This is a genomic window from Paucibacter sp. PLA-PC-4, from assembly GCF_026241155.1.
Taxonomy (GTDB): domain Bacteria; phylum Pseudomonadota; class Gammaproteobacteria; order Burkholderiales; family Burkholderiaceae_C; genus Roseateles_E.
This window is the reverse complement of record NZ_JAPFGP010000022.1, coordinates 1-14,411: the sequence shown is the minus strand read 5'-3', so window position 1 is coordinate 14,411 and position 14,411 is coordinate 1. Positions and strand designations below refer to the sequence as shown.

The 14,411-nt window shown below is 65.4% G+C and carries 15 protein-coding genes; 2 read left to right on the top strand and 13 right to left on the bottom strand.

The genetic code is table 11. From position 1 onward, the window contains the following. Positions 1-183: 183 nt before the first annotated feature. The 13 genes from OOZ63_RS25090 to OOZ63_RS25030 are packed head-to-tail and all read right to left on the bottom strand — an operon-like array spanning position 184 to position 12,100. Entirely contained in the window at positions 184-2,064 is a 1,881-nt protein-coding gene (locus OOZ63_RS25090) for a polysaccharide biosynthesis protein (RefSeq protein ID WP_266008394.1), read from the bottom strand. A 17-nt stretch (positions 2,065-2,081) separates the two neighbouring features. After that, positions 2,082-2,675: a sugar transferase gene (locus tag OOZ63_RS25085; RefSeq protein ID WP_266008393.1), complete on the bottom strand. Its 594-nt coding sequence runs from the start codon at positions 2,673-2,675 to the stop codon at positions 2,082-2,084. Positions 2,676-2,678: 3 nt separating this feature from the next. Further along, positions 2,679-3,839 (bottom strand): DegT/DnrJ/EryC1/StrS family aminotransferase, encoded by a 1,161-nt coding sequence (locus OOZ63_RS25080; RefSeq protein ID WP_266008391.1) that lies wholly within the window; start codon positions 3,837-3,839, stop codon positions 2,679-2,681. Between the two features lie 18 nt (positions 3,840-3,857). After that, positions 3,858-4,289 carry a TA system VapC family ribonuclease toxin gene (locus OOZ63_RS25075; protein ID WP_266008389.1) on the bottom strand — a complete coding sequence of 144 codons (432 nt, stop codon included), beginning with the start codon at positions 4,287-4,289 and terminating at the stop codon, positions 3,858-3,860. Continuing rightward, a complete protein-coding gene (locus OOZ63_RS25070) occupies positions 4,289-4,540 on the bottom strand; it encodes a CopG family transcriptional regulator (protein ID WP_266008388.1) in 252 nt (83 codons plus the stop codon). Before OOZ63_RS25070 ends, OOZ63_RS25075 begins: the two co-directional genes overlap by 1 nt. A gap of 57 nt (positions 4,541-4,597) precedes the next feature. Beyond that, entirely contained in the window at positions 4,598-5,308 is a 711-nt protein-coding gene (locus tag OOZ63_RS25065; RefSeq protein WP_266008387.1) for a class I SAM-dependent methyltransferase, read from the bottom strand. Further along, positions 5,305-6,519, bottom strand: coding sequence for a glycosyltransferase family 4 protein (locus OOZ63_RS25060; RefSeq protein WP_266008386.1), 1,215 nt, complete (start codon positions 6,517-6,519; stop codon positions 5,305-5,307). Before OOZ63_RS25060 ends, OOZ63_RS25065 begins: the two co-directional genes overlap by 4 nt. Then, positions 6,516-7,577 (bottom strand): glycosyltransferase, encoded by a 1,062-nt coding sequence (locus OOZ63_RS25055; RefSeq protein ID WP_266008385.1) that lies wholly within the window; start codon positions 7,575-7,577, stop codon positions 6,516-6,518. Before OOZ63_RS25055 ends, OOZ63_RS25060 begins: the two co-directional genes overlap by 4 nt. Continuing rightward, entirely contained in the window at positions 7,574-8,143 is a 570-nt protein-coding gene (locus tag OOZ63_RS25050) for an acyltransferase (protein WP_266008384.1), read from the bottom strand. Before OOZ63_RS25050 ends, OOZ63_RS25055 begins: the two co-directional genes overlap by 4 nt. Beyond that, positions 8,127-9,353 (bottom strand): lipopolysaccharide biosynthesis protein, encoded by a 1,227-nt coding sequence (locus tag OOZ63_RS25045; protein ID WP_266008383.1) that lies wholly within the window; start codon positions 9,351-9,353, stop codon positions 8,127-8,129. Before OOZ63_RS25045 ends, OOZ63_RS25050 begins: the two co-directional genes overlap by 17 nt. A gap of 1 nt (position 9,354) precedes the next feature. Further along, positions 9,355-10,449, bottom strand: a complete 1,095-nt coding sequence (locus OOZ63_RS25040) for a DegT/DnrJ/EryC1/StrS family aminotransferase (RefSeq protein WP_266008449.1) — start codon at positions 10,447-10,449, stop codon at positions 9,355-9,357. Between the two features lie 2 nt (positions 10,450-10,451). After that, entirely contained in the window at positions 10,452-11,030 is a 579-nt protein-coding gene (locus OOZ63_RS25035; RefSeq protein WP_266008382.1) for an acyltransferase, read from the bottom strand. A 2-nt stretch (positions 11,031-11,032) separates the two neighbouring features. Then, positions 11,033-12,100 (bottom strand): Gfo/Idh/MocA family protein, encoded by a 1,068-nt coding sequence (locus tag OOZ63_RS25030; protein ID WP_266008381.1) that lies wholly within the window; start codon positions 12,098-12,100, stop codon positions 11,033-11,035. 86 nt (positions 12,101-12,186) lie between these two features. On the opposite strand from OOZ63_RS25030, the gene lysS reads away from it, so the two are divergent. Both lysS and OOZ63_RS29310 read left to right on the top strand, forming a co-directional pair. Beyond that, positions 12,187-13,710 carry a lysine--tRNA ligase gene (lysS, locus tag OOZ63_RS25025; RefSeq protein ID WP_266008380.1) on the top strand — a complete coding sequence of 508 codons (1,524 nt, stop codon included), beginning with the start codon at positions 12,187-12,189 and terminating at the stop codon, positions 13,708-13,710. A gap of 259 nt (positions 13,711-13,969) precedes the next feature. Further along, complete coding sequence (locus OOZ63_RS29310) at positions 13,970-14,245, top strand: AlpA family phage regulatory protein (RefSeq protein ID WP_416234783.1); 276 nt, start codon at positions 13,970-13,972, stop codon at positions 14,243-14,245. Positions 14,246-14,411 lie beyond the last annotated feature (166 nt).

Below are 14,411 nucleotides of genomic sequence, written 5' to 3'. Positions count from 1 at the left end.
GCAATCGTTACAGGGTCAGCGGACCGATGCATATTGCGGGTAAACACTTTATTTTTGCGCCTCCCACAACACTGGCAGACGGATAGTAATCGCAGCGCAAGCCCCGGATCGAAGGAACAAGGGGATTTGTTGCAGGTTCACGACACCTTCTATCACCAACAAGATGACTTAGTGCACAGGAGCTTAAGTCCGCGACGTGCCGCTGCTTCGAAATTCACTGAGCAGGCTCTGGAGAGCATGCCTCACTGTCGGATGCGGACTACTGGCTGACGCCGCACTGGCAGCCGCCATAAGCCAGGGCAACACAGGCTGCGCCACAGTCAAGTCACTCAGCTTAGCAATCCGCAGCATGCTAACTGCCGTGGGCACACTGGTATCACTGTCCGCCAGCAGTTCCTCGTACAACTTCTCCCCTGGCCTCAGTCCACTGAACTCGATGCGTATCTCTTGCTGGCTGCGGCCGGACAGCCGAATCATGTCTCGTGCCAAGTCGACAATGCGCACAGGCTCGCCCATGTCAAGCACATAGACCTGACCCGTCTCTCCGATGGCTGCCGCCTGGACCACCAAGCGTGCCGCTTCGGGAATGGTCATGAAGTAGCGGGTGATGTCGGGATGGGTCACGGTGACGGGGCCGCCTTTGGCAATCTGCTCCTTGAACTTCGGGATCACGCTGCCGCTGGAACCCAGGACATTGCCGAAGCGCACCGCCATGAACTTCGTCTTGTTCTCCTGACCAGCCATATGACTGATCACCAACTCGGCCGCGCGCTTGGTCGCCCCCATCACGTTGGTCGGGTTAACGGCCTTGTCGGTGCTGATAAGCACAAATCGCTCGGCTCCATGCTCAGCTGCCGCCAGCGTCGCGTGATAAGTTCCCAGGGTGTTGTTGCGCAAACAAGCCAGCGCGTTTTCCTCCTCCATCAGCGGCACGTGCTTGTATGCCGCAGCATGGAAGACGATCTGCGGCTTGTACTTGCCGAAGACGTAGCGCAGGTGCTCCAGGTCCTTCACATCACCGACGAGGCGCACCAGCGGGATGCGGGGGAATTTCTCTGAGAGCTCTTGCTCGATCGTGTACAGGGCGAATTCGCTGAGTTCATACAGGACGATCGTGGCTGGGCCGTAGCGCGCCACCTGGCGGCACAGCTCGGAGCCGATCGAGCCCCCGGCGCCGGTGACAAGCACGACCTTGCCGTTGATGCACTCGCTGATGCCTCCCTCATCGAGCACCACGGGCTCGCGGCCCAGCAGGTCCTCAGGCTCGATATCGCGCAACTGGTCGACCTTGCTGCCCTGCATCAGCTCGGCGCTGCTGGGCACGGTCAGCACATGCAGCCCTGTGCCTGCTGCCAGATCCAGCGCACGCCGGCGTCTGTCTGGGGCAGCCGAGGGCATCGCGACGATCAGGTGGGTGATGCCGTGCATCGCCGCCAAGTGGCCGACATCTTCAAGACTGCCCAGCACCGGGATGCCAGCCACGCGAGAGTCGCGCTTGGCGTCATCGTCATCGAGCCAGCCGACTACCACCCAGCCCTGGTGCTGGATGCCGGCCACCAGAATGCGACCAGCCTGCCCTGCGCCCATCACAAGCACACGGTGCGATTCGACCGAGCTGCCGCTGATGCGTCCACGCATATGCTCGTACAGCATGCGGTAGCCCAGGCGCATCATCGCCAGGCCAATCAGGCAGAACACCGGGTGCAGCGCCAGCACCGCACGCGGCACCTTACTCAGCTGAGCCATCAGCACGATCACGGCCGCAATCCCGCCCGCCACCGCGCAGGCCAAGGCCAGGCGTTTGACCTCGCCAAAGCCGCTGAAACGCCACATGCCCTTGGGTACGCGCAACGCCCACAGAACCACTGCATAGAGCATCACCAGCCCCAGCAACACCCAATGGTCGTAATTCGGTCGCGCCGAGATCCAGCGCTCGAAGCCCAGACGGAACAGATAGGTCGCCTGCCAGGCCAGCGCGACCACAGCCGCATCCAGCAGCAGGGACAGCCCCTGGCGATATGGGCGGATGCGGGTCAAAAAACCGTCAAGCGACAACCAGAACATCGGATCTTTCTCAAACCTCAGCGCCGCAGCGCTGACAGGGTGGCCAGTATCAGGCGCAGATCACCAAGCAGCGTGGCTTCGCGTACATAGCGGCTGGAGAGCGCCAGCTTGGCCGGCAGCACCTGCTCCACATAGGCGCGCTCGGGATCGGCGGCTGCCGCCAGCACGGCGCTCTCGTCACGGTACTGCAGCGAGGCCAGGTCGGTGATGCCGGGTCGCACCGACAGCAGCAGCTCGCGCATCTCGTCGGGATACAGCGCCACATACTTGGGCACCTCGGGCCGCGGCCCGACCAGGCTCATCGCCCCGCGCAGCACGTCCCAGAGTTGCGGCAGTTCGTCGAGCTTGCTGCGGCGCAGGACCTGGCCCGCGCGGGTGATGCGCGGATCAGCACCGACGGTGATTTGCGGGCCGCGAGCCGGCGCGTCCACGGCCATCGTGCGAAATTTGTGGATCATGAAGGGCCGGCCGAAACGCCCCACCCGCTGCTGGCGAAACAGCACCGGCCCCCGAGAGTCAAGCTTGACCCACAGCGCGATCGCCAGCAAGGGCAGCGCCAGCAATGCCAGGCCCAACGTAGAGAGCAGGATGTCGACCAGCCGTTTGAGCACGTGTCAGCCCAGCACGATCTCGCGCACAGTGCGTATCACCCGCTGCACATCGGCATCCGTCATCGCCGTGTAGAGCGGGATGCTGACCATGCGCTCGAAGGCCTTTTGCGAATGCGGGAACTGCTCGGCCCTCAGGCCGTACCGGTCGCGCCAGTAGGGGTGCAGATGCAGCGGAATGTAGTGCACGCTGCAACCGATGCCGGCGGCATACATGCGCTCGATGAAGACATCGCGCTCCATCTCCAGCTCCTCGCTCAGGCGCAGCACATAGAGATGCCAGGAATGCGTGTCGCCCTCGACGGCCTGTGGCGGCAGGATCAGCGGCAGATCGGCGAACGCGTCGTTGTAGGCCTGTGCGATCAGCTCGCGGCGCGCCTGGAAGGCCGGGATCCGCTTGAGCTGGTGCAGTCCCAGCGCTGCGGCGATGTCGGTCAGGTTGTACTTGAAGCCGGGCGCGACGATTTCGTAGTACCAGCTCGGCACTTTGGCGGTAAAGCGATCAAAGGCATCGCGGTTCATGCCGTGCAAGCGCATCACCTTGGCGCGCTTGGCCAGCTCGGCATTGCGCGTCACAAGCATGCCGCCCTCGCCGGTGGTCATGGTCTTGTTGGCGTAGAAACTGAACACGGTGGCATCGCTGCCCATCGTGCCGATCAGCTCCTTCTCCAGGGTGGTCGGCAGGGCGTGCGCCGCGTCCTCGACGACGCGCAAGCCATGCTTGCGGGCGATGTCCAAGATTGCGATCATGTCCACCGCCAGGCCGGCATAGTGAACCGGGATGATGCAACGGGTCTTGGGCGTGATCGCAGCCTCAACCAGTTTCGGGTCGATGTTCAGCGTCTTCGGGTCGATATCGACCAGGACCACATCGGCACCCAGATAGCGCACGACCTCGGCCGTCGCCGTGAAGGTGTGGGTCGTCGTGATGACCTCGTCGCCGGGACCGATGCCTAAGGCCTCCAGCGCCAGATGCAAACCGGCGGTCGCCGAGTTGACCGCGATGCACTCGATCTGCGGCTCACCCAGGTACTCGGCAAAGGCCTGCTCGAAGCGGCGGGCCTTCGGGCCGGTCGTGACCCAGCCCGAGCGCAGGGTGTCGACCACCTCGGCGATCTCGTCCTCGCCGATCTCGGGCAGGGCGAAGGGCAGGAAGTTGTCGCTCATCGTCATATCAATCGCTTCTCAGCTCACAATCAAAAGGTGCTTCTTCTGCGCACCGGGCACCGCTTGAAGGGCTATGCCCTGGTCAAGGGTCACCAAGCGCCCACCCTGCTCGACGGCCAAGGCCAGCAGGTACAGATCGGTCACCTGGCGCGAACTCAGCACCCGGTCCCAGTTCAGGCGGCCACCATCTAGCAGGCTGAGGCTGTCAGGCCAGAACTGGTGCGCCTCGTGGGCCACCGCCTGGCCCAAGCGCTGAGCCACCAGGGCCGCGGGCTGGCTGTTGGGGTAAGCAGGCAAGGACATGATGCGCAAACAGCCGTTTTGCGTCAGCGGACAGGAAGCCCAGCCCTGGTCCTGATGTTCGGCCAGCCAGCGCATCGCCAAGCCATGGTGCAGATGGCCGGCATCCAGCAATGCCACCAGCATGTTCACATCAAGCAGGGCCCGCATCAAATACCTTCGGCCTCGCGCAAAGCGTTGACCTGCTCAAGACTCGTCACCACACCGGGTCGGGCCGCGAAGGGCGCAAAGCCTGCAACAGGTTTTGCAGCCATGCCGCGCGCCGCCGCGCTACCTTCACCGCCGGTCAATGAAGCGCGCAGGAGGCGCGAAATCACGGCGCCGGCGCTCGACCCCTCGCGGCGCGCCAACTCCTTGGCCGCCATCAAGAGGTCGTCGTCAATATCCAGTGTGGTTCGCATCGAGAACTCCATCAAACCGCGTCGAACGCATCTGATGACTTGATGCGCTGATGCGAATTATAGAACGAGGGGCTTCTCGATCACGGCCAGCACATGCGTGCGCAGCCACGGGATGCTATTGAACACGCGGTAGGCGCCGGGGTGCAGCCGGCATACGGCCCGCGCCAGCGGCGGTGCCAGGGTGAGCCGCTGCTGTTGCACTCGCCCTTGCGGGAACAACCCGCGCACGCGTCGTAGCGGCACGCCGCGCACATCGCGGTTGCGCGGATTGTCGACGATGAAGTCGTACCAGAGCACCGCGCCGCCCGGTTTGAGCCAGCGCCACATCGCATCCGCCACGCCCTGCTGCACGCCGTCGTCCAGGATGGACGAGAACACCGTGGACTGCAGCACCAGGTCCTGGCTGGCGGTCGCCATTGGCGCCTGCGAAGCGTCGCCCAGATGCAGGGCCACGGTGGCTGGCAGCAGACGGCGCGCCGCCTCGTAGCGCTCGCTCAGCAGCTCGATCCCGCTCAGATGCTCCGGCGCCAAGCCCAGGCGCAGCATCTCCAGCAGATTGCCGCCGGCGCCGCAGCCCACCTCCGTCAGCCGCCAGTCGGCCGGTGTGCCGGGACGCCGGGCCAGCTCGCGCCACAGTGCGCGCTGGCGCTCTTGCAGCATCTGCCAGACCTCGGGGCGCAGCAGGCTGTAGCGGTCCGCCACCTGGCGCCGCGCATAGCGCTCGGCAATGGCGTCGAGTTCACGCTGCCGCAGCTCTGGGTTGTTCACGCCAGCGCCTCAACAAATCGTTGGGCCAAGACCGGATAGGTGTGGTTGTCCAGCACGAACTCGCGGCCGCGTCGGCCCATCGCCGCTCGCTCCTCGGGCGGCAGCGCGGCCAGGCGACGCACACCCTCGGCCACCGCCTGCGCGTCCTCGGGGGGCACCGTCAGCCCGGCTCCGGCCTCGGCTACCGGGTCGTTGCCGGCCTCGACCGAGTGCAGCACCGCTCGCTGGGCCATCATGTAATCCATCAGCTTGTTCGGCGCAATGCCGAAGCGATAGATCGGCGTGCGCTGCCAGCCGATGTAGGCGATGTCGAATGCGGCCAGCAGGCTTGGGATCTGCCGCTTGGGGATGGGCGCGAACATCGCCACATTGTCCAGGCCTTCATCGGCCACGCGCTGCTGCAGGCGCTGTTTTTCATGGCCGCCGCCCACCATCACGATGGCGATCGGCTGGCCTTTGAGCAACTTGGCGGCGTCCAGGAGCACGTCCAGCGCATTGGGCAGGCCGTGCGAGCCGGCATAGCCCAGCACCAGGCGCCCGGCGGCGCGTTGCTCCGCGAGATGCGCGGCCAGCTGAGAATCCAGCGCTTCACCCTCACCGGTCCACTCGTCCAGCGTGATGCCATTGGGCACGATGTGCAGCTTCTTCAGGTCCAGCCCATGGGTGGCCATATGGCCGTGCACCTTAGGCAGCATAGACACGACGACATCGGCATCGCGGTAGGCATCGTTCTCGGCCCTCTGGCAAAGCAGTGCGAACGGGTGGCGCGGGCTCATGCCCGACAGCTCGATCGGCGACAGCGGCCACAGATCGTGCACCTCGTAAACCAGCTTGGCGAGCGCCTTCCTGGCCACGCGGCGTGCGACCCAGATGTCCATCGGGTAGGTACTGGAGGCGATCACCGCGTCGGGTGCAAACGCCTCGGCCAGCGCATCGGCATCGGCCCAGACCTGGCGGCAAAACGAGAAGATATTGCGCACCCGCCCCAGGCCATTGCCCTGGTAGGCCGGCGTCTCGTACCAGCAGTAGGACACGCCCTCTATCGTCTGCCCGCCGGCCTGCGGCTGGGTGCTGCGCACATGGGAGTGAGAGGCCGCCAGCACCAGCACCTGGTGGCCGGCACGCACCCACTCGCGCGCCAGATAGAAGGGCCGGTACTCCATGCCGTGTTGCGGCGAGCCGGCGTAATGATTGATCAGCAGCAGCTTCAAGACGGGAGCTCTTCTTTCAAACGGGACAAAAAACCCTGGACGGCAGGCGCGAACAGGCCGTGCTGGGCCACCCAGGCGCGGTTGGCCGCGCCGGCAGCCTCGGGCTTGAGGTTTTGCAGCAAGGCAGGCAACTGCGCGATCTCAGCGTCCGACAGGATCACGCCACGATTCGCATCGACCAGTTCGTGGTTGGCCGGCAGCTCCGACAGGATGGGCACGCATTCATGGGCCATTGCTTCCAGCACCGAAACCGCCACCGAGTCGCTCTGGGGCAGGCTCAGATACCAGCGGGCGCGGGCATAGAACCCGGCCTGCGCCTTGGCCGCCAGGCGGCCGACAAATTCGATCCGATCGGCCAAGCCCAGAGTCTTCACCTGCTGCTGCAACACTGACTTCAGCGAGCCCTCGTTGGCCACCACCAGCCGCGCTTCGGGACGCTGCGCCGCCACCGCGGCAAAGGCCGCGATCACCCGCTCCGGCCGGTAGATCGGCTCCAGTCCGCGGTTGGCGAAAAACAGCCAGGGCTCCTTGCGCGCGTCCTGCTTGGGCAGGCTCTCCAGACCGAAGGGAAAAGTCATTACCTCGCGTGCACCGAGTTCCCTCATCCGCGCCGTCATGTACTGCGAGTCGGAGGTGCACACCGTGCAGGCGCGCAGCACACGCTGCGTCAGCCAACGATAAGCCCAACTCTGCTGCGGCGTGACAAGGATGTCGCTACCCCAGGCGGAGCCGGCGATGCGAGCGCGCAGTCGCCAGCCGCGCTTGGCGGCCCAGGCCAGGGTGCCGTGCGAGGTCAAGTAATGGGCGTTGATCCAGTCGGCGTCGATGCGGGCCAGCCAGTTGCCCAGCGTCGGCAGTTTCTTCAGCAGACCGACATTGCCGCCAGCGTGAGCAGGGTCGGTTTGCAGCGCCAGGCGCCGCTCAGCCGGCAGCAAGGCCTCGAACTCGGGCGTGAAACCACGCGAGGACGCTGCCCATAACTCGACACTGGGGCTCAGCGCTCGCGCCCACTTCAGCAGATGCGGGCTCTGGGCGTCGCCGATCAGCACCAGCTTCACTTGGGCAACTCCCCAGCCCAGGCCCGGTAATGCGGGGCGAGTTCGGGATGCAAGGCCAGCAGCTTGGCGTCACTCTTGCGCACGTCACCGATCTGGCACGCCGGTTGACCCGCCATGATGGCAAAGTCCGGGACTTCGCCGCGCACCTGGCTGTAGGCGCAGACCACCGCGCCGCGCCCGATGCGGCTGCCGGCCTCGATCAGGCTGTGCGGGCCGATGAAGCTGTAGGCGCCAACGCTGATCGGTGCCTTGACATAGCCCGGCACAGGGCCGCTGTGCGTCGCGTAGCTGCGACCCAGCAGCCGGATAGCGCGGTGCGAGCTGTGCGTGACGATGCTGACGAAGTTGGTGATCTGCACGCCCTCGCCGATCGTCAGGCCGGCCGTCGCATCGATGAAGTTGAACTGGCCGATGAAGACATGGTCGGCCAACACCAGGCCCGCCTCGCCTTCGATACAGCTGCTGGGTGCGATGCGGCTCATCGGCGCGCCGCGCTCGCCGAAGACGATCCGAAAAAACAGCGCGCGCCACACCCGGCGCCGCCAACGATTAAGCCAGGCTCTCATCGGGGAAGGTCTTCCAATTTGCCAGGGCCCAGAAGAAGTAGCTGAAATACGCCAGCATAGCGGCCGACACCCCCCAGGCCGCGCCGATCAACCCGCCCAAATGCAAGCCCAGGGCCAGGCCGGCAACAAACAGCAACTGCCCCACCAGAGCCAAGCGCAGCGCCCAGGCCTGGGCACCCCAGGCCATCGTGGCGACCGACAGCGGCGAGGCAATGAAATGCAGCGCGATATAGGGCGCCAGCGCCTGGGCCAGCGCGCCGGCGTCGACCCAGCGCTCGCCGAACAGCCAAGTGAACAGCTCGGGCCCCCACCACAATAGCAAGCCCATCAGAGGCAAGGCCAGGGCCATCAGCACCGCCATACTGCGCCTGACCACGGCCAAGGCCTCCTGCGGGTCGCGCGCCTGCACCAGCCGCGGGTAGAGCGCCTGCGACAAGGCCCCGCCGATCAGCCCAGCCGGCGCCTTCAGGTAGCGCAAGGCCAGTGCCCAGTAGCCTGCCGCCGCCTCGCCGCTGGCGCTGACAATGATCAGCAGTGCCAGGCTGTCCTGTAATGCGCCGGCAAAGGCATGCGGGGTGTTGAGCAGGGGAAAGGCGCGATGCTTGGCCGCCATGGCCTTCAGTGCCGTCGCGCGCCACAGCCCGGCCCATCCCCCGGCGGGCGCCGGGCGCGCCAGCAGTGCCGCCGTCGCCAAACCGGCAGCGATCGGTCCCAGCACCAGACCCAAGGCGCCGAGCTGCAAAAGCCCGAACAACAGTTGCAATAACGCGCCGCCGCCATACTGCAACACACGCGCCACCGACAGCAGCTCAAAGCGCTGCGCCCGCGTGGCCCACAAAGTCAGCCACTGCGTTGCGCCACCGGCGAGCACGGCCAGCGGCAGCAACCAGGCCAGATCCAGCGCTTGCCATTGCAGCAACACCCAGGCGACCACCACCGACACGGCCGTCACAGCAAGCAGCACGCGAGCGCACAAGCCCATCAGCCGAGCCGCCTCACCCTCATCGCGCTCCAGCGGTAGCGCGAACTCATAGCGCGCGCAGCCGACCACGGCCAGATTGGTGGCCACGGCCCACAGCAAGGAAAACTGGCCGAACTCGGTCGGTGAGTAGATTCGCGTCAGCCAGGGGCCTAGCAGCAACGGCAAGGCCTGCGCCAGCGCACCGCCCGCCAGCAGGGTCAGTGTGGACCGCAACAGGCCACGCGGCATGTCAGCGGGTCAGCGCTTGGCGCAGCGCAGCAAGCACCGCATCCTGCTGCGCCTCGCTCAGATCGGCACTCATCGGCAGACTCATGACCCGCTGGGCGGCGGCCTCGGCACCAGGAAAATGCAGATCGGGCCGGGCATAGGCCGGCTGACGATGCAGGGGCTTGGGGTAATGGATGGCGGTCGGAATGCCGGCTTCGCTGAGCTTGCGCTGCACCTCGGGCCTGTTGTCGAGCTGCAGCGTGAACTGGGCCCAAACGCAGTCGCGATCCTCGCGCACGGCCAGCCGCTGAACACCGAAATCAGCGGGCAGATCGGCCAGCAACTGCTGGTAGCGGGCGCCGATCTTCAGGCGCTGTTCGATCTCCCAGTCAAAACGCTCCAGCTTGGCCAGCACCACCGCACACTGCAGCGTGTCCATGCGGCCGCCGACCCCTACCCGCGTGTGCGTGTAGCGCGCGCTCTGCCCATGAACACGGATCTCGCGCGCGGCCTGCGCCAGCGCGTCGTCGTCGGTGAACAGCGCGCCGCCGTCGCCATAGCAGCCCAGCGGCTTGCTGGGAAAGAAGCTGGTGGCGCCAAAGGTGGACAGGCCGCAGCTCTTGCGGCCCTTGTAGCTCGCACCGAAGCTCTGTGCAGCATCCTCGATCACCGGGATGCCATCGGCGGCGGCCTTGATCTCGTCGATGTCGCATACCTGGCCATACAGGCTCACCGGCATGATGGCCCGCGTCCTCGGCGTGATCGCAGCCTTGATCAGGCGCGCGTCGATATTGCAGGTGTCGGGCTCGATGTCTACATAGACGGGCACCGCACCCAGCAGCGCGATCACCTCGACCGTTGCGGCAAAGGTGAACGGCGTGGTGATGACCTCGTCACCGGGCTTGAGGTCCAAGGTCATCAGCGCGATCAACAGGGCCTCGGTACCGCTGGAGACGGTGATGCAGTGCTTCACGCCCACATAGGCGGCCAGCTTGTCTTCCAGCTCCTTGACCTCGGGGCCCATGATGTACTGGCCATGGTCCAGCACCCGCTGGATGCGGGCATCAATGCTGGGTTTGAGCGCCGCGTACTGGGCTTTCAAATCGATGAAGGGCAGGCTCAAGAGATCAGCTCCACGGTTTGTTCGTCACTGGCCAGGCGATATTGCTCACCCGTTGCCGGGCAGACAGCCTGACCGGCCGCGTCAAAGCGCAGGCGCTCGCCATGTCGGCTCATCCAGCCAATGCGTCGTGCCGGCACACCCACCATCAGCGCGAAATCGGCAACATCTTTCTGCACCACGGCACCGGCGCCGACAAAGGCATAGCGGCCTATCGTCGCGCCGCAGACGATGGTGCAGTTGGCGCCCAAGGTCGCGCCGCGCTTGACCAGCGTCTTGCGGTACTCGTTCTTGCGCGCCACCGCAGCGCGCGGGTTGTAGACATTGGTGAATACCATGCTGGGGCCGCAGAACACATCGTCCTCCAAGGTCACCGCGTCATAGACCGAGACGTTGTTCTGGATGCGGACGTTGTCGCCGATGCTCACATCGTTGCCGACATAGACGCCCTGCCCCAGTGAGCAGCCGGCGCCGATGCGCGCGCCTGTGCTGACATGGGCGAAGTGCCAAACCTTGCTGCCCTCGCCCAGCTGCGCGCCTTCGTCGACGATGGCGCTGTCGTGTTTCCAGTAGCTCATACTCAGAAGACCAGAGGCAGGCCGACGCGCTGGCCATCGCGCGCCGAGCGGTAGGCGGCGATCAGGATCTCCAGCGAGCGCAGACCCTCATAGCCATCGACCTCGGCGCTGGCCTCGCCACGAAGCGTCTTGATGACATTGTCGTAGTAGAGCGGGTGGCCGGGGCCGTAGACACTGCCTGCGTCACCGAGTTGATAGCTCGCGGCCTTCACCGCCTCGTCCTCGGGCCGCTGGTCGGCGAACTGCCAGTGCTCGATCTTGTTGACCGCGGTACCGCCGATCTTGACCGAACCCTTCTCGCCGAGGATCGTGATCGAGCCCTCGAGGTTCTGCGGGTAGGTCAACATCGTGACATTGATCGAGCCCAGGCCGCCATGGCGCAGGCGCACGCTCATCACGCCGGTGTCCTCGGCCTCGATATCGCGGTCCAGGGTGGCGGTATAGGCGTGGACGCTGTCGACCGGGCCGACCAGCCAGTCCAGCAGGTCGACATAGTGGCTGGCCTGGTTCATGAACGCGCCGCCGTCCAGATCCCAGCGACCGCGCCAGGGTGCGGCGTCGTAGTAGCTTTGCGGACGGGTCCAGAACACATTGACGGTGCTCAGGAAGATGCGCCCGAAGCGACCCTGGGCTATCGCCTGCTTGACCAGTTGCACCGTAGCGTTGAGCCGGTTCTGCTTGACCACGAACAGCTTGACCCCGGCATCGCGGCAGGCCCGCACCATCGCCATGCCCTCGTCAAACTTGGTGGCCATCGGCTTCTCGCTGAGCACGTGACGGCCCGCGCCAGCCACGCAAATGGCCTGCTGCGGGTGCAGGCCGCTCGGGGTGGCCAGCACGACGATGTCTGCATCCGAACCCGCCAGCAGCGCATCCAGTGACGCGAACCCTGCTGCGCCGGTGGTGGCCACTGCCGCCTCAAGCGCCTGGGGTCGGGTGTCGCAGACCGCGACGATCTCGGCGCGCTGCGCGTGCATGGCCAAGGCCTCGATATGGTTCTTGGCGATGCGGCCACAGCCCACCAGGGCGAAGCGGATCTTGCGGTCGAGGATGGGCAGGCTGGGCGGCATGAATGGCCAGAATCGGGCGAAACTCGGATTCTACGGGGGCGCTCCCGCGCAAGCCCTAAAATCGCAGCAAATTCAACGAGTTGACGATGACCCAGCACACCCCCGCCACGCCGCACACCGCGCCCGCCGCTGCCGACGAAAACCAGCTCATCACCGAGCGCCGCGAGAAGCTCGCTGCCATCCGGGCCAAGACTGCGGTCCCCTTCCCCAACGATTTCAAGCCCCAGCACCGGGCGCTCCCCCTCTCGACCCGGTACGGCGAGCTGGACAACGAGACGCTGGAGCCACAGGCCGTGGCCGTTAGCGTCGCCGGCCGACTGATGCTCAAACGCGTGATGGGCAAGGCGAGCTTTGGCACCTTGCAAGACGCCACCGGCCGCATCCAGCTCTTCGTTACCAAGGACGGTATCGGCGAGGAGGCCTACGCCGACTTCAAGCACCTGGACATGGGTGACATCGTCGGCGCCGAGGGTACGCTGTTCAAGACTAAAACCGGCGAGCTGTCGGTGCGCGTCACGAATTTGCGCCTGCTGACCAAGAGCCTGCGCCCGCTGCCGGACAAGTTTCACGGCATGGCCGACCAGGAGCAGAAGTACCGCCAGCGCTATGTCGATCTGATCACGGACGAGGCTGCTCGCACGCGCTTCGTCGCCCGCTCCAAGGCGGTGTCGTCGATCCGCAGCTTCATGGTGGACAACGGCTTCCTGGAGGTCGAGACGCCGATGCTGCACCCGATCCCCGGTGGCGCCAATGCCAAGCCCTTCATCACCCATCACAACGCGCTTGACCAGGAGATGTTCCTGCGCATCGCGCCCGAGCTGTATCTCAAGCGCCTGGTGGTGGGCGGTTTTGAGCGCGTGTTTGAGATCAACCGCAACTTCCGCAACGAAGGCATCTCGGTGCGCCACAACCCCGAGTTCACGATGATGGAGTTCTATGCGGCCTACTGGACGCACCATGATCTGATGGACTTCACCGAGAACGTGCTGCGCCATGCGGCCATCGCCGCCACCGGCAGCGCCGCGATCAGCTATGCGGGCAAGCCCGTCGCGCTGGACGAGCCCTTCGCCCGCCTCTCGGTGCGCGACTCGCTGATCGCGCACGCCGGCCTGACCGCCGAGCAGGCCGACGACGCCGAAGTGCTGCGCGCCGAGCTGAAGAAGCACGGCGAGGAAGCCCCGAAGCACTGGAAGCTGCCCGAGCTGCAGTTCGGCATGTTTGAAGCGGTGGTCGAAGAAAAACTCTGGCAGCCAACCTTCATCATCGACTACCCGGTCGAGGTCTCGCCGCTGGCCCGCGCCTCCGACACCAACCCGGCCATCACCGAGCGCTTCGAGCTCTTCATCACCGGCCGCGAATACGCCAACGGTTTCTCGGAGCTCAATGATGCCGAGGACCAGGCCGCCCGCTTCCAGGCCCAGGTGGCCAACAAGGACGCCGGCGACGAAGAAGCCATGTTCTTCGACGCTGACTTCATCCGCGCGCTGGAGTACGGCATGCCACCGACCGGCGGCTGCGGCATCGGCATTGACCGGCTGATGATGCTGATCACCGACAGCCCCAGCATCCGCGACATCATCCTCTTCCCTGCTCTGCGCCGCGAAGCCTGAAGCCGGGCGGGCATAAACAGACAAGGTGGCCCGCAGGCCCAATGCCAGTCAGCTAACGCTGACTGGCATTTTTTTCGTTGGGAACTTGCGCGCGGTTCATGACGACTCAGGGGAAACTCCAGTCGGCGCGGCGAGTCGGCAGCACAAAGTGCGAGACAGCTCCAGCACGGCCGCCATGTGCTTGGGCAAGCTGCCTGCGGATCCCAGGCTGTGCGCCCGCAAAAGGCTCACGATGGCGTAGCTGGCGTTATGCAAGCCGATGCGCTGGGGTTTGACCTTGACGCGCGCAGCCAGCGTTTCGCATGGGTGCGCAGGCGACAAGCGCCGCCACGGCGACTACCTGAAGGCAAAAGCCAAGCCAGATCGAAGATGCCTGCCCCTGGTCCTTCGTGCGACCGGGCTGGGTCGATCCACAATCTATCGCATGATCACCAAGAAGCAGTTTCCTCGACCTTGCGGTATCGGTGACCGGGCGCTGGCCCGGCGTCAGATCGACATCGATGCTTGGATCGATCGACGGTCCACAGCGCCTTGACGCTGCGCTGTCCGGACGGCGGCTTGCCAGCGGCTTGGCTGCCGCGCCGGCCCATTACTTGGACAGAAGCTCCACCCCATCCGCGCGCTCGCGCACGGCCAACCCATGCAGCTCGGCCACTGCCCGCGCGAAGCCGACGTTGTCGCCGGTCTTGAACACCCCGCTG